Origin of the sequence: Caballeronia sp. LZ001, from assembly GCF_031450875.1 — a bacterium.
Lineage (GTDB): Bacteria > Pseudomonadota > Gammaproteobacteria > Burkholderiales > Burkholderiaceae > Caballeronia.
In genome coordinates, this window is record NZ_JARTVX010000004.1 from 2,147,121 (window position 1) to 2,167,580 (window position 20,460).

Genomic DNA, 20,460 nt, shown 5'->3' on the forward strand with positions numbered 1-20,460 from the left:
CTTATCCGCCTCGCGTAAGCGCGCCATCCGCGCCCGCAGCGGGAAAGCCGCCAAAAGGCAGCGGCACGTTCTTAAAGCGCTTTCGGCAGCACGACAATCGCCCACCGCACCTATCCTCTTCCGGCTTCTTCGTCTCGATGTTGTTGCGCGTGAAGTAATCCGTTCCGCGATAACCGCATTCAGCACCGCGGTACTCCCATTGGCACACCGCACTGATAATCTGGCGTGCAGGCAGTTTGCGCCCCGACAGATCCAAGGGTGAACTCAAAGAGAATTCGACCACCGCCGCCGTTTCAAGCGTCTTTTGCTCAATTAGCCACACCTCGACGGGCATCTCGGCATGCGGATCGGCTTGCGCGCTATCGTCAAGATACTGCGCAAGCGTTCTGCGCCGTCGCACCGGCGCGCCCACGAGATCGGCAAATCGCTCGCATAGTCTGGAAATCGCGCCGTCGAGATTGGCGACGCTCAGCGTAGGCGTGGGTTGTGCGGCGTCCCCCGTTCGTCCGAAGCCCATGATTTGCACGGGAAATGCGTGATACTGCTGCCCTTGCCATTTGATTAGGCCACCGTGCTGATGCGCATGAAACCGCAGAACTTCACCGCCTCGGCTTGTCAGATCGAGCTCGAATAAATTGATCAGCGCACCCGGCTCCAGTCGCTGCACATCCGCACGTGCCGCATTGATCACTTCACTCATGCGTCAAAGACCTCCTTGAATGTCACGCTTAATGCGTAAAGATCGCCGCCGAGCGCGCGGGTTTGCACGCCCTGCTGAGCGTCGAGTCGGAACAGACCGCGCGTGCGTAATGGCGGTGTCCAGTAAAAGGCTTCGGTACCGCGCGTGGCATCGAGAAACGCGCGGATTGCGCCGATTTCCTGGCCGCATGCCACAAACCGTAACGGCCACGACTCGGTAACGTTGCGCGCGCCGTCCGCCACGACCTGGCTATAGCCGTCGCCAAACTGCACCGCACGCACTCGATAGTGCGTGGTTCCCTCCGCATCAACAGAAGGTGACCAGGTAAAGGTGCGATGCGTAGCTGATATGCTCACGCGAGCAACCCCTGCGACATCAAATAACCGACGCCGCCCTGCCCGCCCATCTTGCGGGCGATTCTCTGATCCACAAATGCGCGCACCATCTCCTGCAACTCACGTGCGTCCTGTTCGCCCAAGCCCGCACCTGCGTGATGGTGGACCTCCAGATGAACTTGCGCGCCCGCTGATCGTGGGGCCGCTGCAGCCGTTGCGCCCACGACGCCGCTGGAAGCGAAATGCGTAGCGTGGTTCGAATTGATCGCGTCAAGCAGCGCATGATGCTGGCGAGCCGAAGCGGCGTTCACCACGTACTCGCCGTTGGACAACATCGCAGGAATGCTGTCGCTCGTGCCCGTGCCTGGCCCGGAAATGGATCCGCCCTGCGCGTGATGGGGCAGCAGCTTTAGAAGCTGCGCAATCACCCCGGTGGTCGGTGACCGATCCATGAGACTTGCAATCACGCCACCCATTGCCTGGTGCAATGCAAGCTTCGAGAGATCGGCGAGCGCGCTGGCGACAAACTCTCTCACACCAAGCTTGCCCGTCGTCACGAACTTCGCCACCGCGTCTTCCATCCGGCTCATGACGTTGACCATCGCCTGTCTCGCCGTCTCAGCCTTGTCAAGCGTGTCTTTATAAAAATCAGCGACGCCATTGCCTAAGCCCGCCGCCCAATCGTCACGCAGGCGCTTGAGCGTCGCAAAGTGTTCGGTGTGCATCGCGCTCGATCGATCCAGATTCAACTTGATTTGCTCTACCGCCTTGCGGTATTCGCCGCTGCCGAGCAACTCCGTAGGCGTGGTCTGCTTGAGCGCATCGAGCGCATGCTGATAGTGGCGCACGATTTCGGCCATATCCGCCCGCTCTTGCCGACCCAAAGGGTCGACCTGTCCGCCGCCCGCGCGCTCATCGAGCACGCGCGCATAGCGTTCCTTTTGGCCCTGCTGATATTCAATCAAATTCGCGTGCGTCCGATCTGCGCGCTGCGCGAGCTTCGCCTGTGCCTCCCGCAGCGTGTTTGCCTTCTCCAGCGCCACGTTGTGCTCAAGCGCAAACCGGATTTGCTTCTCCGAATGAAGCAGGCTTCTATCGTCAGCGCTCGCAACATGCTGCTTGGCAGCAGCCACCCTCTCGTTGAACTGCGCGAGTTCCTTCTGCGCGTTCGTAAGTTTGTCCGTTGTATGCGATTGCGCATCGAGCACAGCGCCCTGCTCTCGGATACGCTCCAGATACTGTGCCGCGGCATCGACTTGAGACGCATGCGGCTTTTGGTCGTGCGGCCGGTAACGGTCTTCATTATGCGCAAGCATTTTTTGGCGCTCTGCATCGAGCGCCTTGAGCTCTTCGCGAGTCTTGCCCGCTGCCTGGCCCGCTCTTTTCAGCGTATCGAAATACGCGTTGGTCTCCTTGTTCGCGTCGGCAAGCTGCTCCTGCCGCGAGCGCGCCGATTTCATGTACTCGGCATGATGATCCATCATCGCCTTGAACGTCTCAACGCTCTTTTGATGCGGATCGTTTTTTTCACTCGCGTTAAGCAATGTCTGCTGCAACTGCTCAAGCGCTTTGATCTTCTTGTCGAACGCCTCCGTGTTCATCCCGCCGGGATTTAACTCGGGATCGAGCAGCGCCGAGCGCGCCGCTGCCAGCTCGTCCTGCGCCTTTTGCAAAGCGTCGCCTTTGCCCGTCATGGCTCGCCAGAAACGGTCCCACTTCTGGCCGAGCGTTTCATAGCTTTGCGCCATCTCGCGGTTGTCGGACGCCACTGCCTGGCGTGCCCTCGCGCTTGCCGCCTGCACGAACGCCGCCCAAGCTCCTGCCTTGTCACCCGACAACTCAAGGATGCGAATATGGTCGATCTGCGCTTGTCCAAGATCGTGATGGTCCTCGCGCCACTTGCGCGCAGCGTCCGCTGCATGACCGTACGATTGCAGAAACTGGCGGGCGACCTCCTCGACCGCCTGGCCCGAAACTTTTGCGTAGGCCGCAACGCTCTCACCCGCGTGCTGCATATCCGCTCCGGCCACATGCCCCGAACTGGCCAGCGCCATCAGCGCATCGCGCGCCTCGCTGACCGAGACGCCCACGCGACGAGAGATAATGTCGGAATACGCCTGCAACTTGCCCTGCGTGAGCGCTGCATAGTTGCCCGTGAGCAGCATTGCGCGATCAAGCTTTTCCTGCTGCTCGGTCAACGAATGAATCGCATGATAGGCAGCATAGCCGCTTGCGCCCAGCGCGCCGAGCGCTACGCCCGCCGGCCCGCATAACATCGGCAACACATCGATGCGCTCGGCCAGCACCATGAGCGAGCCCATGAAGTTTTTCCAGCTGCCCTGCATCGCCTCGTGACCCAGCACAAATAATTCGCGCCGGGCGGCCACCGACCCGGCGCCGAGATGATGCATGGCACGCGAGGCAGCTTCCGCCTTCGCGATCAACGGCTCCGCGGACTCGGCAATGCCGAGATTCGCCGCTCTCAATCGCATCAGATCAAAGCGCGTCTTGCCCGCCGTATCAGCAACCTTCTCAAAGCCCCTCACCGCAGCGCTTACCTGCCGTGCCGTCGCGGCACTGCCGGACCTCGCCGCTTCTTCAAGCGCGCGGGCCGTGATGGTGCTGCTTGCCGCCATCTGCTGCTGAGACGCCTCATACTTGCTCGCGCTCGCTTGCTGATGCGCCACGAACCCGTTCGCAGCTCGCTTGGTGCGCTCCATGCCCGCTTCGAAACCACTCGCATCGACACTGACACGCGTGACCACTTCATTTGTCACAGCCGGCCTCCCTTAGCTTCCGCTCGACCACTTCAGCTATTTTCCGAGCTGCTTCAGACTTCTTGGCATCGAAGGCAGGGCGAATGAAGGGTTGCGCAGGCGTGCGCGAACTGCCGAACTCGATCTCTCGAATCGCGCGCGCAAGCGTGCGCTCCGTGAGCTTTACCGCGTTGCGCTTGCCCAGTTCGACGAAGCGCCCGTAAAAGGCATCCTTGCTCCAGGTGATGAGGTAGGAGGCATACTTGCCCGGCACCGACTCTTCCCTATCATAGGCAATCAGCATATGGTCCCGCAGGAAACCGGGGACGTGCGGCTGAGCTCGACGCATCCCCTCTCGGTCACCCACCGGCGCACGCCGTTTGATCTCGTCATGAATGACGCGAGCGCCGGCGACCGCCGCCTGGCGAAGCGTGCTTTCGCTCACCGCCTCGTCAAGCGAGCGCAACATCCCCGTCAACGATTCGAGATTCTCGATACGATAGTCTCGGCTCATCGCCCAATGACCTCGCCCTTACGCACAATCACCTGTTTCGCCCCAGAGCGCTTGATCTCCTCGAGATCGATGCCGAAGGCACAGATCGCGATTTCGTCGGCACTTCGATTGCACTCGCCAGCACGCTCGGATGCTGAACGAGCCGGGTTGCACCAACCGGACCATGGCGTGAAATCCGCCGCACGCAGCGCGGGCGCATCCTTGCCGCGATGCATGTTGTATAAGAGGCTCATCAGCGTGCCTACCCGCAAATCTTCGATGTGCTCGCCCCACGGCTCGTGCTCGAACAACGCTACCCAGTCCGCGAACTCGGCGCTAGACACTTCGAGCTTGGCGCGCCGCACCGACATGCCCAGCTTCATGGCGATGCGCATCCACATCAGTTTCTGCGGGTCGGCCCTTAGTTTTTTAAGGCTTGCTCCTGCGCGCGCTGACCCAGCGCATTCAGGCGCATCGCAATCTGCGCGAGTTCCTCGAGCAACGGCGCACGACCGGCGCGCATGACCGCCACATCATCCTGGCTGAACACCGGCTCGTCGTTTTCGTTCACGACCGTCGCCGCAATCAGGGCTGCTTCGAAACCACTATTGCCCCCGCCATTCTTCGCGCTGTCGTAGAGTGCATCGCGCGCCGCCCCTGAGAGCTCTCGAAAGCGCACCGTTTCGCCATCCAGCGTCTGCACCGGCTCTTCCACAACAAGCGGCGCAAACGCCGCGAGAAACTGCTCCTTGTTCATCACCTTTGCATCCTGCATCTTAAATTTAAGGACCGGTCCACAGCGTCGGGCTTGGATTACGTCGTTGGCTTCGCGTGATCGACGCTACTCGTGCTCGGCTTTACAGTAATGTCACCGGTAATCTCGAGATTGATCGAGCCCGCCACGTATTGATCAACCTTGGCAGAAATCGGGAAGTCCTTGACATACGCCTTGAACTCGATCGTGCTCCCATCCGAGAGCGTGAGCTTGAATTGGAGCAAGGTGCCTTTCTGCTTAGCTTCAAGCAGGGCCTTGTGAGACGCTTCCTTGAAATTGATAAATAGGGCGATCGTCACCTGTCCCCAGTCCTGCAAGCCAGGACTCTTCTCTTTGCTTTCGCTATCGAGACGCGTGACATCGGCCATGTTGGCCGAACCATTGAAGCCTGTTATGTCGCTCAGGTTTGTGACCTGCTCCCAAGTTACTGCTTGGGAATCGCCGCCAGCAACGCTGTACTGCAGCACTGTCTTCTGCGATCGCACAGCGCTTGTGCTTTTCTGCGTTTGGACGCTGTCTTGTAGCGTTCTCACTTCAGCCATTTCAGTTGCTCTCCCTCATCATACGTAATCCCCCGACTCAGCGTGGCCAAGAAGTTTGCACTGCTCGCTACCACTTACCCCCGGCTCACCCCAGCTCACTCCAAACGCTCACTTCAACTCGGCTACCGAATAGCCGCGTCTCGTGCTCGAATATGTTCGTCGGCGCGCCTAGCGGCACAGCCCCTACCTCAGGGCGAATCACCGCGCGCATGACTTGTTGCATCAGCGAGGAGCGACCCTCTGCCGTCGCATGCCACACCGCGATCTGCACGCGCGCAAGATATTCGTCGAATGGCCTGCCGCTCAGATCCGCCGCGATTTCGCCCCCCGCCACCTGATACACGATCCAGGGCGGAGGCACGCCTTGCTTGGCGACGTCAGCAAACACGTGGCCGTGCGCCAGGTTAGCCAAAGCATCGCGAACAATGTCTTCAGCGCTCATCACTCACGCAAATGAGGATGACGTGTCGGCGCCGACGCAAATCGGGCCGCACCGCCTCCACACGCATCGCTTGCCCATCCACCACCACGCGCATGCCTGCACGAATATCCCGTCGATAGCGAATGCGCACACTCGCCCGGACCTCGCTGATGAGTGCATCGGAGGCGATCACCGTCCGGCCACTATCCATGAACACGTCAGCCCATACGGTGTCCACGAGCACCCATTGGATGCCATCGGAATGCGGACTTTGCGTGTCTTGCTGCTCGATGCGCACGCGCCGATTGAAGCTGCCGATGCTCACTACAGCCCCGGCCGGCGACGATGAGCCGCCAACAGCTTGCGAACACTCAGCGGCACCTCGGAAAGCGAGCCTTGCGCACTGTTTTCGCGGTTCGAATAAAGATCGGCGGCCACTTTGAGTATGGCCATGCGAACCGCTGGATTGATGACCATCGGCTGAGTGCCCGCCTCGTTCTTGGCAAGCGCCTCCTTAAGCTCGGCTTCTGTGGCGAACACCTGCCGGTTCAGGTAATCCGCCACATACTGAATCGCCCCTTCCACGAGCACCTCAATCACGCCATCTTCCACGCCTGGATCGACCCGCAGGTAGTCGAGCGCCACCTGCAAATCCACAAGCGCCACGATGAATTAGACCTCGCTCTTCTTCGAGGCTGCACCGTCGATCTTGAGCGCACGCATCGGTTCGGGATTGAGCAAGCCGCCGCCAACACGCTTAGTCGTGTAAAACATCACATACGGCTTGGTCGTGTAGGGATCGCGCAATAAGCGAGTGCTGATGCGATCGATGATGAGGTACGACTGCTTGAAATCGCCAAACAGGATCGGCGTCGCAGCGACCGCAACGTCCGGCATGTCGGGCATTTCCGTCACCGGATAACCTGCCAGGGTCGGGGGCTGACCAACGACGAACGACGGTTGCCACAAATAATTGCCCTGCCCATCTTTGAGCTTACGCACCGCGCGCTGCGTGTTGCGATTCATTGCAAAGCGCGCGTTGCCGGTGAAGGCCGATGGCAGATCGTAGATAAGATCGATGATTGCGTCTGACGAGATTGCGCCCGCTGTGCCCGAGCCTACGATACCAATCTCGCCGAATGGGTGTTTTTTTTCAGCCACACCGCCCTTCACGTATTGCAGAATGCCGCAGGGCTTGTTCTCGCCGTCGCCGTCAAGGAACGCTCTACCCTCCTGCTTGGCAAATTCAGCCTGCACCTCATCAGCGAACCAGGTTTGGAGATCGATCTCGCTGTCGTCGAGGATTTGTTGGGTGGCCGCCGGGTTCGCATAGATCTCGCCCGAACCAAACGTCAAAGACTTGAATTGCGCGGTGCCGGTCTGCTTGCGCTCCTCCGTTTCGCCCACCCAGCCACTTGCGGTGCCCCCCATGTTGAACAGCTTCGAGAAGCCCGCCTTCGAGACCGATTGCACACGACAGATCTGCCGCATCGGTGAGATAGGCACCAGCTTGTCCGTAATCGTGCGGTCCCACTCGACTGGCGTCAAATAGCCACCCTGCTCATCGGCGCCTTTATTGAGCGCCGCATTCACGTCGCCGCGCTTCACATGCGCATTAAACGCTTCCGTGTATTGCGCGTCGCGAAGCTGCTTGCCGCCCGCATTCATCTGCGTGGCCGCAATCTTGATGTTCGCATCGTCGATGGCCTTCTGTAGCTCCTCGACGTGGGCGTCGATCTTCGTCACCTTGGCTGCGATGTCGCTTGCGGGCAAACCCGCTTTCACGATCTCGAGCTGCTTCGTATGCTCGGCCTTGAAGTCGTGAAATGCCTTTTGCAGCGTCTCGACCAACGCCTTGACCTCGGGCATTGCGCCCTCGGCGCGCACAAACATTAGGCCGCGCGGCACGAAACCGGCGCGCGGGGTCAACGCCGCGGCGAGCGCAGCGATGAAGCTAGACGTATTCATATTAGCCTTCGATAGTGTTAAGAAGATTGCGCAGCGAAGCTGCAACGGCATCGCCAGCGCCCGGCGTGGCGGGATAACCGGCAGCGCCCGGCTTGCCGTCGTGGCCGTCGTGGCCGTCGCGGCCGTCGCGGCCGTCGTATAAAGCCTTGATCGCCTCGCGGCGTTGCGCACGCGTATATCCCGCGCGCGCCATCGATGCTTCGATGAGCGCAAGCGCCTTTCGGCTCGTGCTCATCTGCGTGTTCTTAGATTGCTGCGCCTGGTCGAGTCTGCCCGTGGCAAAGCCATCGGCGAGCGCCTGGCTCGCACCAATCCATGTCTCCTTGTCCATCAACGCCGCAGCCTCGGATTCGGTCATGCCCGTGCGCTGCGCGTAAAGTTTTGCCATCGCCCCATCAAATGGCTCAAGCACAGCGGCGGCATTGATCATGTCGTGACGATTGCCCACCGCCACCCCCCACGCGTTGTGGATCATGAGAAACGCACCATCACCCATGCGAATTTCGTCGCCCGCCATCGCAATCACTGACGCCGCGGACGCGGCCAACCCCATCACGTTGACGACCACCTTCGCCTTGTGCTCGCGCAGCAGGTTATAGATCGCTACGCCCTCGAAGAAGTCACCGCCCGGCGAATTGATATTGACCGTCACATCGCGCGCCCCGATATTACGAAGCGCGCTACTGATTCGCTTGGCCGTCGCGCCGCTACCTTCCCAGTTCTCACCAATCGCATCGTAGATCGAAATCGTTGCCGCATCGTCGCCCGTCGCCGCGCGAATCTCAGGCTCCCAGCGCTCCAGCGCATCCGGACGCAGTTCGAACTGGGCGGCAGCAAGCCGTCCATCCGCTCGAATCTCAGGCAGGCTGAGTAGACTCATCGCCCCTTCCTTTACGTTTCTGTGTCATGGGATTACGCAACAGATCGGCCTGCGCATCGCGAGACTTCGGCAGGTTCGACAGATCGCGCACTTCGTTCTGCGACATCCACGGCGCGTGGCCGCCCGCGCCAAGCGCCTTGGCAAAAAAATTCGCCTGGTCGTTGAGCGTGCCGCGCAGCAGCGCACCCTCATTGAATTTGAACTGCATTTCGTCAAGTGCCTCCTCAGGCAATAACACGCGCGCAGCGGCCTGCTCCCACGCCGTGAACCAGTGCGACAGCGCGTATTGCACAAAGAAGATGGCCAATTGCTCGATCCCGCTGCCCCAGCTCGTGTCATCCATCATCAACAGTGGGCGCGGCACGCCATACATGCGCGCTACCTCTTCGATCTGGTGATTACGGTTCTCGACCTGCTGCGCGTCGGACGCCGTGTTAGCGAACTTCACCGGCTCCGCACCTTCCTCGGCAATCAGCCATCGGCCCGCGCTTTCCGGGCCACCGAACGCATCGAGCTGCTCGCGCATGCGAGCATAGGTCTGCTCGGACAGACCCTCCTTGAACTTAAGCGCCCCTCCGGCCATGACACCTGTGCGGAATGTGCGCGATGCGGCGCGCTGCGCGGCCGAGGCCAGCTCCAAGACCTCGCTCGCAAGCGTCACCCGAGACAGCCCATTGACCCCATCCAGTGACAAGTCACGCAAATGGAATACGTCGCGCGCGCCCAGCGTGATGCTTTCGCCTGAGGCGCTCGTGAAGTCATATTTCATCTCCCACGTATCCGTCTGACGAGGCTTGGTCGAGCCTCGTGGCATCGGCACGAGCCGCACCGGCCGATCACGCGACCATATAACGCGCGCAAAGCCCTGACCGTCCAACAGCGTATGCAGCTGAAGCAGGCTTTTAAACTCGTATGGCGTTTGCCAATCGTTGGGCTTGTATTTCAAGAGCCGGTGCGCCGGGTGGTCTCGCTGCACCTGTTTGCGATCATCGCTGCCAATCAGATTCAAAGGCAGCGTTCCGATCGCCTCGGAAATCAGTGTCACGCATCGCAGCACCGCCATATTGCGCAAGCTGCACGATCTGCCCCACATGCCGCCACCCGACTGACCCTCGCGGATATAGTCCAGCAGACGAGGATCGTTGAGCCCGTCGAACGTCACGCCTGCCGCGCTCAGTCCCACCGAGGCATGGGCGCGGGTCATCGTGGGTTCTACGCGCGCAATCGCCTCACTACGATCGACAGCACTCATCGCGTGCGGCGAGTGCGCCGATGCATCGCCGCGCCGAAAAATGTTGAGCAATCCCAATCCGTTCCTCAGATAAACAACAATCCACGCGTTTCATACACCGAGCGACGCGCCGCGGCGGGATTGAGCGCCATTAACGTCACGGCGTTAAATAGCGCCATCAACGGATCGATTTTGCCCGTCCCACTGGCCTGTTTCGTGATGTTCACCGCATTGCCAACCGGGACCACGCGTGCATTCCCAACGCACCACGCCATGAGCGGCTGACCACCGTGCATGAGCACGCCATCGGGCGCGCCTTCATCGTCTGCGCTGTGACCACTACCCGCAGTCGCGAGACGACGCTCGGCAGTCTTGATCGCGCCTGAGAGCTTCCAGCCTTGCGAGATTCCAACTACCTTGTCTTCGGGTATGCCTACTTCGGCCAGCGCATCGAGCACGCTGCCGATGCCTGCTGGGTCGGCCCCCACCTTATCGAGCAGGCCCGCCTGAAAGATCGTCGAAACGATCTCCGCGACATCGCGCACGTCATCGCCAATCTGCGCCACCATCGTTAAGTCGCCATCATCTTCGAAATCGCGCAATCGCGGCGCAATCTCCTTTCGACGATCGAGCACAGACGGATGCGCCCACGCGTGCGTCCAGGCAAGCCAGTTACGGGTGTCTTTCTCGCGACCCACTACCGCGAGACCGAGCAAATCGTCCAGACCACCGCCATCGATTCCCACGTCGATTACCTCTGAACGAGCCATCAGCGCCTCAAGCGTGAGACCCGACGCGAGTACTGCTGCCTCCCAGAACTCCGCGCCCGCCCAGCGATCTGAGCGCAATGCAAGGCCGATCTCTACGTTGGCGTGCTTCGCGAGGAACCCCCGGAATGACTCTTCGCCCTCTTCGCGCGCCTTGCGGAACTCGCGCTCTAAAAACGCCTGATCAACAGAGAATCCGAAGTTCGGATTGACCATCGCCAAGTTTTCGACCTTTAGGTGTTCCTTCGAGCGCACCATTTCCGGTGGATGCTCATAAATGACCGGCACGAACTGCTTGTCGATAATCTTGCCGTCGCGAACGTCGCGCGCATACTGCAACTTCTTGGCGAACACACCTGCGGGCGGCTCGTTCGACTGCGTGGTCAGGTAGATAACGAAGCCTTCAGGGCGAGCCGCGAGACCGCCGATGGCCTCGCGCAGCATGTCCTCTGCGTTCGCCATCTTCCCGAACAGCCATAGCTCGTCAACAAGCGTGCCGACCGACTTCTTGCCCGATACCGTATTGGCATCAGCCGCCACAACCTTGAGCGTCGCGCCCGTTATGCGGTGCGTGATTGTCTTCACGTGCACCTGAACCTGAAAGATCGGCTCGAGCTCGGGTTCGTGCTTGACCATGTCACGCGATGGCGCGAAGCTGTTGTTCGCGACTTCAATGGTGGGCGCGAGAATGGCGAATTCCGCCGACTGGCGCTGATTGACCAGCATCGCGGTCATCATGATGCCCGCCGCAAGCGTCGACTTACTGTTCTTCTTGGAAATGCGAAATGTCCCCGCTGTCGCTTATTGGGCAAGGTTCTCATTGGCAAGGATACCGCTGATACCCCGTTAGTTACCCCCTCGATAAAGGCAGTGGTGAGGGCTCGTGTCCTGAGCGATACTGAAGACTGCATTCCTTCCAAGCTCGGCTGCCGACTCGACAAATGTTGTTCGGCATGCGGGAGACGAGGCAAACCATAATGCGGCAAGAAACCTATCGACAATGGACGGTGAAAGCGGCTTGTTCAGACACTGGCAAACCCTACAGTGCAAGCGTTTATTTAGAGGCTGCACCGGTCACTCCTCAGTCACCGAAACGGCGTTTTCGATTTGTCCAAGTCGTATTGCGCGACTCGTGTGTGGAAGCGGAAATGGCTGGGATTTTATGGGGACGCGATTGGGTCGATACGCATGACAACGAGCACTGATTTCTCAAGAAGCGTGTGACCCCTCAGAATTGCTCACTACGAAAGTTTCGTTGTTGTCCGCCGACGTGAAGTGCTCATGTATCCGGCGGATCGTGGCGCTATGGGACTGAGCGCGCCTCGCGAAGGCTCGTGCGCGGTTATAAACCGTGCCACGCGAGCACTGAAGCTGATGCGCGATCACTTTGATGTTGGCGCGATACCAGTACACGCCGAGGAAGCACTCCGCGTCACCCGCGAAATCGGGTCGTTCGCAAAGCGCGTGAATCGCCATGTTCAGGTAAGGCATTTCGGCGTCAAGGAACGCGTCGGGTTCATCGGTGCGCGTGCGCCGTGACGGCCGAAGCCGAGCGAGCACGTTCGACTTCACCGGCGGCACGAAGATGCGGCGCGTTCGGCACCATTCCACCCAACGATTGATGAGATCGTCCACCGCGTGGCGGTCATGCTGCGTCAGGTCACGATGTTTTTTCATTTGGCTACCCCGTAGGGACAACGGGCGAGGACAGTCCCGTTCTCGTTGACAAGGGGTCCTCGATCCCGGGTACCCTTGCGCGATATCAGTCTGATGGCTAGTGAATATCATCCGTCTGGCAAGTGAGATCGACGTGCTCACGTCTCACATAATCGGGCAGCACGGCGGTCACGTGGAACGCCGCGTCACCATGGACGACGCGCATGCCCGCCTTCACATCTGTGCGATATCGAATGCGGATGCTCGCCGTGCCCATCGAGATGTTCGCGTTTGCCGCCATCACCTCTTTGCCGTTGAGCATGCGGATGTTCGCGGGCACCGTCACCACTTCCTCCCAGCGAATGTCCATATCGCCCGGCTTCGCCTTTGCACGCCGTTCGATGCGCACCGTCCGGTTAAGTGAGCCAGCTCGCAGCATCACGCCACCGCCGGATCACGAAAGCGCATGAGCAACGACTCGACGGCCGGGCTGATTGGACTTCCACCGCCTTCACGATCGGCATAGAGATGCCCGAGCACGAGCAGCACAGCCGAGCGAACCGGACCCGGCACTGTGCTCGGCGTCAAATCGCTCTCGACTTTCCACTCCTCAGGCGCGGGCTTCTTCAGATAGTCGATCACGATGTCGCTTGCCGCGCTGATGAGGTCGTTGATGGCTGCGTCATCCTCACCGGGCGAGACGCGCAGATGCGCACAGGCACGCCCCAGCGACACCAGCGGCTTACTCAGGCTCGTTGCCATCGGTCGGCTCCTTGTTCGGTTCGCTGCGCGCGGCCGTGTTGCTCGGCGCGGGCTGCTTGTCACGCGCGGCGAGCGCCGAGAGCGCGAAGTTCTGCTGCTGGAGGTAGGGCGTGTCGCCACCCGCGACCGGCGGCAGGTTCTCGGCCGCACGTGCTTCGTTCGGCGCCATCCAACCGCCGCCGACCGCCTTGGAATGCGCGTCGTAGCGCGCCACCGGGTCCATGCGCAACAGATCTCGCACATCGACCTCGAAGCCCTGACCGTCTGGCACGTCAAGCCCCTCGTCCAGGCAAAGCTCGAGCTCCTCGATCGGCGCTTGCAGACAGTCGGTGTAGTAGGACTGCTCAAGCGCGCCGATGTTGGCCGCTGTCTTTGAGCCGGTCGGGTCCGCACCGATCTTGTAGAGCGGCACGTGATAGCAGCGCGCCACATCCTCCACCGCCCATTTGAGTTGCTCGATGAGCTGCGCGTCAATGGCGCTCATCATGACGGTGGCGTATTTCAGGCCGTCCCCGACGACGGCCACGCGTCCCGCGTTCTCGCCGCTGTAGTTCGTCTCCCACTGCGTTTTGAGGCGGTTGGCGGTCTCATCGCTGATCTTGCCGTCGGTCGAGAGGATGCCGCCGGGGCGCGACAGGTTGCCGAAGAACTTGCGGCTGTTGAACTGGATGCGGTTGCCCATCGTGCCGGCGGCAGCGGCCGCCACGATCGGCGAGACGCCGATAAGCGGATCCCATGGGCAAATGCCGCGATCGTGGATGATGTCGCAGGCAGGAACCGTGATCTGCTCGGGCAAGCCTCTGAGTGCATCCGTGCCGAGCTGGTAAAACACCGCGCCGCTAGTGGCCACCAGTGGCCGCACGCGCGTCGGATCGAGCACGTACATGGCGACCACATTGCGCGTCACGTCTCTCGCCAGCAGCACGTAGGTGTTGCCAAAGAGCAGCTTCGAGGTCTGCCACGCCTTGATGAACTGGATGCGGTTCTGATACGGATTCGGGCGGCGCAGTGGCGTCGTGAAACGTGGCGCACGGTAATCCTGCCAGATCGCGCCTTCGCGCCTCACGTAGCGCACGCCAAGCTTGGCGATGTCCGAGGCGATGCGATCCACGCACGCGTAGACGGCCGAGAAGGCCAGCAGATTCTCTCGACAGTCGAGCGTTTCGCCCGATTGCCACGCGCCCGCAAACGCCTCGCGGATCATGCCAATAAAGCTGTTTGCGCCGACCGGGACAGCTTGCGCGCTGTGCACTGACCGGGCCGGGACGACCGAGGCGCGAGGAGCCGACTTGTTATGCCACGGAAACAGGCGCATCAATGATTCCGCTTAAGCCTTGGGCGCGCCGTACTTCACGCCCGTGATGTACTGGACAGCCTGCGTGCGGCGGCGCTTCCAGTTGATGAAACGCGCGGCCTTCATCGCAACGAAGCCGTTCTGCCAGAGCGAGACGAGCTGCGTGGCACCGCCCTTAGGCCCGCTTTCCATCTCGACCGACGCCTCGCGGCTCGCGTCGAGCGTCACATCACCATCGTCAGCCAGCAGGATTTCCGACGCATTGGCGAGAATCATCATGTCGCCGGCGGTTTGCGAGAGCAGCGCAGGAAGCCCGAAGAAGGTGCCGCCCGCCATCGTGAGGCCCGGGAACTCCGGTTGCGCCAGCGCGTTGTGCATCATCGAGAGCGCCAGCGCCGTGCTCTCGGACATGACCCAGACCGCCTTGGCGACCGATAGATTGGCCGCGATGAAGGCGTCGAATGCGGCCTTCACGTCCGCGCGCACGGCCGCCGCATCGACGCCTGATGCCTTGATCGGGTTCAGGTCATGCGTGATGGACGCGGGCGAGACGCCGTACTCCCCTTCGGCCTTCTTCGGATCGATGAACTGGCCGTCAAGAAAGCCGCCCACCGTTGCGATCAGGTCTTGCTGAACCAGCGCCTCGGCGCTAGGGCTTGAGAAGCGCACCAGATCCTCGGTCATGACCACCAGACCCGCGACCTTCGAGTGGCCGAGCGAGGTGGTGTTAAAGGCCAAGGAGGAGACAGGCGTGGGCTTGCCTTCTCCGACCCAGTTGACCGAGGAGCCCGTGACCTGACCGGGCACCTTGATGTTAAACGGCACGCGCCGGAAGTGCTCGATGCGCCCGATGATCGTGGCCGGGCGCAGCAAGTCGATGAATTCGCTCGCCATGCTCTGATACTCCACCAAGGGCTTGGCCCACGCCGGATCGGTGGTGGTCCCCGCCTGCACCGCCGCCTTGAGCACCAACTCGACCTCAGGCGTCGAGTCCTTCCACTCCTTGGCGATCTCGACCGCCTGCATGACGTTACCCTTGGAGCGCATCAGCGCGATGGCGTAGCGTGTAAAAGCCGTGCCCTTGGCCACATTTGGCTTAAGCAAGATAGGGGCGTGCGAGGCGGGGCCGCCCGAGACCGGCACGGCCGACTTCGCTTCAAGGGCTTGCTGCTCCTTTAGCCGCACCTCGTGAGCGTCCAGCGACTTCAGTTCAAGCCCGAGCTGGTCGTATTCGGCCGACTCGTCGTCATTGAGCGTGCGCGCATTGTCGGCCGCTGCGTCGTCCATGAGCGCCTTGCGTCGGGCGAGGTGAGCGGTGCGCTGTTTGTTCAGCGCCTTGAGCTGTTCTGCGATGGTCATATCGGTTTCCTTGGGAAGAGATGCGCTCAAGCGCACGACGGGCATAGCCGCGCGCGCGCTGTCATGCGATTTGATGGATTGAATGGCGGCGTCGGCGCTCGCCGGGATGGTGACGGCACTGATTTCGAAGAGCTCGCACGCTTTGATGAGAAAGCCCCCGGTTGAGCGGTCGAACTCCGCGTCGATGGGGCGAAAGCCGATCGACAGTCCCGGCACGAGCCCCGCCTTGATTAAGCTGTAGGCCTCGTCGATGTAGGCCGCAGTCCCCGCGGGGGCGATGCTTGCCTCGACTTCGACCCCCGCTTTCGTCACAGTCAATTTCGTCACGGTGCCGATCGGCCGACGCGGGTCGTGCTGCCACAGCAGCGGAAACGGCGTCTTGAACTGGATGCCATCCGGCACGACAACATCGCCCACGCGATCAGGAGTGGGCGTGCTGGCGATACCGGTAAGGGTGCGGGAATCCTCGTCGAGGCGCTTGACCTGAAGTCGGGAGAACGCTTTATTCGACGGTGTGGGCGTGTTCTTCGCAACGAATTGCGTCAAAACCGGGGTTGATCGATAGTAATTGTGCATCGATGCGGTATAGCACGCATTTAATGCAATTACAATGCCTAGATAAAGAACATCTGCGGTTCTTTCTCCATTTCCTCCGCATTAAGTTGCGTTGCGCCCACGGCCATTGCCAGCGCTACCATCCCGTCAATGCGCCCCGTGGCCTTCTGCTTCGTGAATTTGCGGTTGCCCGCAGCATCTGCTTCTGTCACCGCGTTGACCGCGCACATCGTCAGCACCGGATGCTTCCCATGACGCAGCTTGCACGCAAGCAAGCGTGCTTCAAGTTCGCGAATGGCAGGCGACATCGATACCCAGCCCTGCCCAAAATCAACAAAGCGGCTTAACTGCTCCTCGGTAAAACCTGCGCGTGCCAGCCATGGCTTCAGATGACGCATGTTCGCACGGTCGAAGGCGAGCGCCCGTACGTCGCAACGGTCGAACACCGTGCGCAGGTGTTGGGCAATGAACTCATACTCGATCGCACGCCCCGGCGTCGTTTGCAAGTAACCATCTCGGGCCCATAAATCGTACGGCACGCGATCGGCGCGCGACTTCTCAGCAAGACCTGCCTCCGGCAGCCAGAAGGTTGGGTGAACATCACCCGCTTCGGACACCAGCACGAGCGCGGTCAGATCGTTCACGCAGGAGAGATCGAGGCCGCCGTAGACCGTCTCGCCTTCAATGTTGGCAGGCGGCTCGCCGTTCTCCATCCAAATGGCGTGCGCCACGAACGGATTGCGCGCGTCCACGCGCTGATTGAGGATCAAGTTGCGGTAGGTAGCCTCGCGGCTCGGCAAGCGCTTGGCCTCGCGCGCCATGCGGCGCACCTCTGCCTGATTCATGAACACGTCGAAGTGCGGGTTCGCCAGGCGAATGGCGCGATCGCTGAACGGGTCCATGTCCGTGGGGGTGGTGTACAGCTCGACCTTGTTGAGCGGATCGGCGCCTGTGAGCGCGTCGTCGATCAGCAGACTGAGCAGATCTGCATCGGTCGGCGCTTGCGTGCTAATCACGATCGACAGCGGGCTCTCTTGCCCACCGGTTGCGGTTTCAAGCGCCTCATATAGCCGCGAGCGCGGCCCCGTGACCTGGCCCAGCTCATCGTGGATGACGAGCGCGGGGCTCAGACCAAATTTGGTCGTCGCATCCGCCGAGAGCGCCTTGAAGAACGTGCCCAGCTCAGCGCATAGCATTTCCTTGGCGGTGTCGCGAATGGTCACATACTGCGAGAGCTCCGGCGACATGCGCACGACTTTCGCCGCCAGCTCGAACAGCACCGCCGCCTGATCGCGAGATTGAGCCGCACTGTAAAGCTGGCTGTTGACTCGCGCCTCGGGGCCGACGAGGTGCAGCAGCACGAGAAACGCGGAGAGCGCGGTCTTGGCGTTCTTGCGCGCCATCGACAGGATGAAGGTGCGCGTAGGCGTGTCGTAGATTCGCTTGAGCCAGCGCCGTTGTTCCTTAGTGAGCTTCACCGGCTGACCGACAAGACGGCCTTCGGGCACCCGGCAGTGCGCCTCGATCCATTCAATGTTGCGCTTGCTGCGCGCGAGCCGACCACGGGTGCTCACGTAGGCAGCTCCCACGGCTTGCCCGCCTTCTTCTGATTGGCAATCGCCCGCCCGGCGGTCGTCGGATGCTCCACGGCCTGCCGCGTGATGCGAAGACGCGTGGCGAGCGACGAGGCTGCGCGGCTCTCACGTTCGCTCATCGCCAGTAGCCGGTCATAGCGTTTCAGACCATCGTCACGCGCAAGCCATGCGCGCTCAAAGTTGAGCAGCTCATCGGCGAGCGTGCGGGCATTGACGACGTGCCGACAGTACATTTCCAGCAATGGAGCGTGAGTCGCGCTGAATGCGCCGGCGCTGGTCGTTGACGAGCTCCAGCCACGCTGCGCGCTCCGCGTCACTAAGGTGAACGGGCGGTGCGAGACGCTGCTCGAGCGCGATCGGCACCGTTGGCGCGATTGCCAGCGATGCCGCGGATTTCCTTCCCCGTTGAGCCATTTTTTACTTTTTTTGTCCACGTTTATGGTCGCGAAGGGGAACGGTCGGTGTCCGCCCCGCGCGCTGCCAGAAATCGACCTACCCCCCGCCATCCATTACGACCACTCGCCGTCCGCTGGCAACCCGTCCGCGCCGAACGCTTTACGCTCCCGATATCCGAACTGCTCGCGTGTCACTGCGTCGTGGCAGGCGGTGCACAGCCCGCGCAGGTTCGATTCGTCATCCGTGCCGCCTTGGGCCAATGGGATGATGTGGTCCACGATCACTGATTCCCTAACCTGATCGGCCGATGCGCAGCGCATGCAGATCGGGTCACGCTCAAGGATGCGACCTCGAATGCGAAGCCATCGACGGCCTCGGGTCCGAGCCGTACCTGTCATAGGCTGGCTAGATCAAGACTGATCGCACGCCATGCGTCGGTCGCGGCGTCGCGCTCGTAGAAACGGATGTAGGGCTTCGTCCCTGTTACGCAGATGCTGTCGGAGATCGCACGCATGGCGGTGTCCCACGTCGGATGACTGATGGACAGGCGACGCAGGCCAAGCACGCGGGCCGTGCTGACGTTGCCCTGCTTGTCCACCTGGAACGCCTCGTTGATCAGCGCCTTGATCTCGTCGCTGCTACCCTCGGTCCACTCGTGAATGCACGCGTCGATCAGCTCCTTGGCCGCCTGCAACTGTTCGCCGAACTGGATGTGCTCGGCGATCTGTCGCACGACCTTATAGCGCCCGTCGAAGGTCACTAGCGAAATATTTCCTTTGATGGCCCGCATGCGCACGCCGTATTGCTCGCTGCTGGCTTCGACGAACGCGGCGACATCAGCAAAGGCCAGCTCCTTGAATGCAAGGAGTTGTTCCTGATGTTTTTTCGCAGTGTCGATCAGGGCCATGACCGTCTGGTCACGCAGACGATCAACGGGCTTGATCATTGATTCGGGGACGTAGCGGCCTCGCGCGTCAAGGACGAAGCCGGGCATTACAGGTTGCGAGTTCACGATGGATTCGAATAAGTGAATCTACTGTTGACTAATCGACAAATTATATGTCGTAAAAACCTAACTCATGGCAATGATATGCGACGCTGAGGACGCGGGGTGGCCCTGAACGGATGACCTACAAGAATGTGGCAATCCCGTAACCACGAGGGTTTGCGCGATGCACTTCGCCACTTTCTCGCCACTACAAATACGAAAAGGGGTGAGCGAAACTCTCGCCCCTTCTTCTTTTCGTACCTCTCTCATCGAAGGTGGCCGCTGGCAGTTGAACCCATACAGTTCCTAAACCCTCAGGAGGAACCTGTCACGGTGATGGCCGCCATCTCCTCTGGATGTGAAGCGACGACCTAAGCATGAATGCAACTCTTAACCGACGAGTTATCGGTCTTAAACGGGTATCCAGGAAGCGCACGAAGCTAAGCATGTCAGTCTCGACCTCAATTGCTATCTCAACACGAGATTTCCAGGACAAGTACGATTTGCGAACAGCCGAATTTGATATCTAATAGCGGATATAGGCAGTTCGAACCGGCAGTCTTTTAATTTGGCGTCTGAATATGAATTGTTCTCTAACGAGGCAGCAGTTAAAGCACATTTTGATTACATTGCTTTTTCTTGTGATAATCGGCTATCTTGTTTTGCAAATAAGAGATGACGACGCCGAAAGCAGATGTTTCCACACATTCATGAACAGCGTGGAAAAATGCAATTCGAAAGCGGAATCTGGTTACCGTCAGTGCATGAAAGATAGTATGAAAACGCATGGTTGCGCTTACCCACCTAACGACTGAACCGAGTCAAAATCATGGGTTAGCGACGACTTCCTCCTGCTCTTTCTTGAGCGCCACATGTAAGGCGTCTCGATGGCCGCACGGAATCCACTCAGTAAGTCTCACCCATCTGTTTTTTTTCGCTGTTACGGCTGTTACGCTGTTACACCTTCGTCGAAAGCCTTTACCGGTA

23 protein-coding genes are annotated in these 20,460 nt (G+C 60.4%); all 23 read right to left on the reverse strand.

Annotation, left to right across the window (positions count from 1 at the left end):
* Nucleotide 1: 1 nt before the first annotated feature.
* A complete protein-coding gene (locus P9292_RS20805; protein ID WP_309961048.1) occupies nt 2-700 on the reverse strand; it encodes a phage minor tail protein L in 699 nt (232 codons plus the stop codon).
* Nucleotides 697-1,056: a phage tail protein gene (locus P9292_RS20810; protein WP_309851381.1), complete on the reverse strand. Its 360-nt coding sequence runs from the start codon at nt 1,054-1,056 to the stop codon at nt 697-699. Before P9292_RS20810 ends, P9292_RS20805 begins: the two co-directional genes overlap by 4 nt.
* A complete protein-coding gene (locus P9292_RS20815) occupies nt 1,053-3,812 on the reverse strand; it encodes a phage tail length tape measure family protein (protein WP_309961050.1) in 2,760 nt (919 codons plus the stop codon). Before P9292_RS20815 ends, P9292_RS20810 begins: the two co-directional genes overlap by 4 nt.
* Nucleotides 3,802-4,305, reverse strand: a complete 504-nt coding sequence (locus P9292_RS20820; protein ID WP_309961052.1) for an HK97-gp10 family putative phage morphogenesis protein — start codon at nt 4,303-4,305, stop codon at nt 3,802-3,804. The genes P9292_RS20815 and P9292_RS20820 overlap by 11 nt, the downstream gene beginning before the upstream one ends.
* Nucleotides 4,302-4,685, reverse strand: a complete 384-nt coding sequence (locus P9292_RS20825; protein ID WP_309851443.1) for a hypothetical protein — start codon at nt 4,683-4,685, stop codon at nt 4,302-4,304. The genes P9292_RS20820 and P9292_RS20825 overlap by 4 nt, the downstream gene beginning before the upstream one ends.
* Nucleotides 4,686-4,705: 20 nt before the next feature.
* On the reverse strand, nt 4,706-5,041 hold the full coding sequence (locus tag P9292_RS20830; protein ID WP_309851440.1) for a hypothetical protein: 336 nt from the start codon (nt 5,039-5,041) through the stop codon (nt 4,706-4,708).
* A gap of 56 nt (nt 5,042-5,097) precedes the next feature.
* A complete protein-coding gene (locus P9292_RS20835; protein ID WP_309851437.1) occupies nt 5,098-5,601 on the reverse strand; it encodes a phage tail tube protein in 504 nt (167 codons plus the stop codon).
* An 85-nt stretch (nt 5,602-5,686) separates the two neighbouring features.
* Nucleotides 5,687-6,043 (reverse strand): DUF3168 domain-containing protein, encoded by a 357-nt coding sequence (locus P9292_RS20840; RefSeq protein WP_309851881.1) that lies wholly within the window; start codon nt 6,041-6,043, stop codon nt 5,687-5,689.
* A complete protein-coding gene (locus P9292_RS20845) occupies nt 6,033-6,347 on the reverse strand; it encodes a phage head closure protein (RefSeq protein ID WP_309961054.1) in 315 nt (104 codons plus the stop codon). Before P9292_RS20845 ends, P9292_RS20840 begins: the two co-directional genes overlap by 11 nt.
* Nucleotides 6,347-6,667, reverse strand: a complete 321-nt coding sequence (locus tag P9292_RS20850; RefSeq protein WP_309958829.1) for a head-tail connector protein — start codon at nt 6,665-6,667, stop codon at nt 6,347-6,349. Before P9292_RS20850 ends, P9292_RS20845 begins: the two co-directional genes overlap by 1 nt.
* Nucleotides 6,668-6,694: 27 nt before the next feature.
* Nucleotides 6,695-7,990, reverse strand: coding sequence for a phage major capsid protein (locus tag P9292_RS20855; RefSeq protein WP_309961056.1), 1,296 nt, complete (start codon nt 7,988-7,990; stop codon nt 6,695-6,697).
* Nucleotide 7,991: 1 nt separating this feature from the next.
* Nucleotides 7,992-8,870 carry a head maturation protease, ClpP-related gene (locus P9292_RS20860; protein ID WP_309961058.1) on the reverse strand — a complete coding sequence of 293 codons (879 nt, stop codon included), beginning with the start codon at nt 8,868-8,870 and terminating at the stop codon, nt 7,992-7,994.
* Nucleotides 8,848-10,179, reverse strand: coding sequence for a phage portal protein (locus P9292_RS20865; RefSeq protein WP_309958903.1), 1,332 nt, complete (start codon nt 10,177-10,179; stop codon nt 8,848-8,850). The genes P9292_RS20860 and P9292_RS20865 overlap by 23 nt, the downstream gene beginning before the upstream one ends.
* Nucleotides 10,180-10,187: 8 nt before the next feature.
* Nucleotides 10,188-11,648, reverse strand: a complete 1,461-nt coding sequence (locus tag P9292_RS20870; protein WP_309964108.1) for a terminase TerL endonuclease subunit — start codon at nt 11,646-11,648, stop codon at nt 10,188-10,190.
* A 429-nt stretch (nt 11,649-12,077) separates the two neighbouring features.
* Entirely contained in the window at nt 12,078-12,545 is a 468-nt protein-coding gene (locus tag P9292_RS20875) for a hypothetical protein (RefSeq protein WP_309851536.1), read from the reverse strand.
* A gap of 97 nt (nt 12,546-12,642) precedes the next feature.
* The gene (locus P9292_RS20880; RefSeq protein WP_309958833.1) at nt 12,643-12,963 is read right to left on the reverse strand and encodes a phage head closure protein; all 321 of its coding nucleotides are present in this window, start codon (nt 12,961-12,963) and stop codon (nt 12,643-12,645) included.
* Entirely contained in the window at nt 12,963-13,286 is a 324-nt protein-coding gene (locus tag P9292_RS20885; protein ID WP_309958834.1) for a head-tail connector protein, read from the reverse strand. The genes P9292_RS20880 and P9292_RS20885 overlap by 1 nt, the downstream gene beginning before the upstream one ends.
* Nucleotides 13,267-14,538, reverse strand: a complete 1,272-nt coding sequence (locus P9292_RS20890; protein WP_309958835.1) for a phage portal protein — start codon at nt 14,536-14,538, stop codon at nt 13,267-13,269. Before P9292_RS20890 ends, P9292_RS20885 begins: the two co-directional genes overlap by 20 nt.
* Nucleotides 14,539-14,613: 75 nt before the next feature.
* Nucleotides 14,614-16,485, reverse strand: coding sequence for a phage major capsid protein (locus P9292_RS20895; RefSeq protein WP_309958836.1), 1,872 nt, complete (start codon nt 16,483-16,485; stop codon nt 14,614-14,616).
* 68 nt (nt 16,486-16,553) lie between these two features.
* Nucleotides 16,554-18,068 carry a terminase TerL endonuclease subunit gene (locus P9292_RS20900; RefSeq protein ID WP_309854541.1) on the reverse strand — a complete coding sequence of 505 codons (1,515 nt, stop codon included), beginning with the start codon at nt 18,066-18,068 and terminating at the stop codon, nt 16,554-16,556.
* A complete protein-coding gene (locus P9292_RS20905; protein WP_309961061.1) occupies nt 18,065-18,322 on the reverse strand; it encodes a hypothetical protein in 258 nt (85 codons plus the stop codon). The genes P9292_RS20900 and P9292_RS20905 overlap by 4 nt, the downstream gene beginning before the upstream one ends.
* Nucleotides 18,323-18,598: 276 nt before the next feature.
* Nucleotides 18,599-18,883 carry an HNH endonuclease signature motif containing protein gene (locus P9292_RS20910; protein ID WP_309958838.1) on the reverse strand — a complete coding sequence of 95 codons (285 nt, stop codon included), beginning with the start codon at nt 18,881-18,883 and terminating at the stop codon, nt 18,599-18,601.
* Nucleotides 18,880-19,497: a DUF3164 family protein gene (locus P9292_RS20915; RefSeq protein WP_309958839.1), complete on the reverse strand. Its 618-nt coding sequence runs from the start codon at nt 19,495-19,497 to the stop codon at nt 18,880-18,882. Before P9292_RS20915 ends, P9292_RS20910 begins: the two co-directional genes overlap by 4 nt.
* Nucleotides 19,498-20,460 lie beyond the last annotated feature (963 nt).

What these genes read in the sequence shown, in the direction of transcription:
- P9292_RS20805 (WP_309961048.1), bottom strand. Translation starts at nt 700, where the DNA reads ATGAGTGAAGTGATCAATGCGGCACGTGCGGATGTGCAGCGACTGGAG.
- P9292_RS20880 (WP_309958833.1), bottom strand. Translation starts at nt 12,963, where the DNA reads ATGCTGCGAGCTGGCTCACTTAACCGGACGGTGCGCATCGAACGGCGT.
- P9292_RS20830 (WP_309851440.1), bottom strand. Translation starts at nt 5,041, where the DNA reads ATGAACAAGGAGCAGTTTCTCGCGGCGTTTGCGCCGCTTGTTGTGGAA.
- P9292_RS20855 (WP_309961056.1), bottom strand. Translation starts at nt 7,990, where the DNA reads ATGAATACGTCTAGCTTCATCGCTGCGCTCGCCGCGGCGTTGACCCCG.
- P9292_RS20835 (WP_309851437.1), bottom strand. Translation starts at nt 5,601, where the DNA reads ATGGCTGAAGTGAGAACGCTACAAGACAGCGTCCAAACGCAGAAAAGC.
- P9292_RS20840 (WP_309851881.1), bottom strand. Translation starts at nt 6,043, where the DNA reads ATGAGCGCTGAAGACATTGTTCGCGATGCTTTGGCTAACCTGGCGCAC.
- P9292_RS20860 (WP_309961058.1), bottom strand. Translation starts at nt 8,870, where the DNA reads ATGAGTCTACTCAGCCTGCCTGAGATTCGAGCGGATGGACGGCTTGCT.
- P9292_RS20885 (WP_309958834.1), bottom strand. Translation starts at nt 13,286, where the DNA reads ATGGCAACGAGCCTGAGTAAGCCGCTGGTGTCGCTGGGGCGTGCCTGT.
- P9292_RS20905 (WP_309961061.1), bottom strand. Translation starts at nt 18,322, where the DNA reads ATGTACTGTCGGCACGTCGTCAATGCCCGCACGCTCGCCGATGAGCTG.
- P9292_RS20825 (WP_309851443.1), bottom strand. Translation starts at nt 4,685, where the DNA reads ATGTGGATGCGCATCGCCATGAAGCTGGGCATGTCGGTGCGGCGCGCC.
- P9292_RS20875 (WP_309851536.1), bottom strand. Translation starts at nt 12,545, where the DNA reads ATGAAAAAACATCGTGACCTGACGCAGCATGACCGCCACGCGGTGGAC.
- P9292_RS20820 (WP_309961052.1), bottom strand. Translation starts at nt 4,305, where the DNA reads ATGAGCCGAGACTATCGTATCGAGAATCTCGAATCGTTGACGGGGATG.
- P9292_RS20910 (WP_309958838.1), bottom strand. Translation starts at nt 18,883, where the DNA reads ATGACAGGTACGGCTCGGACCCGAGGCCGTCGATGGCTTCGCATTCGA.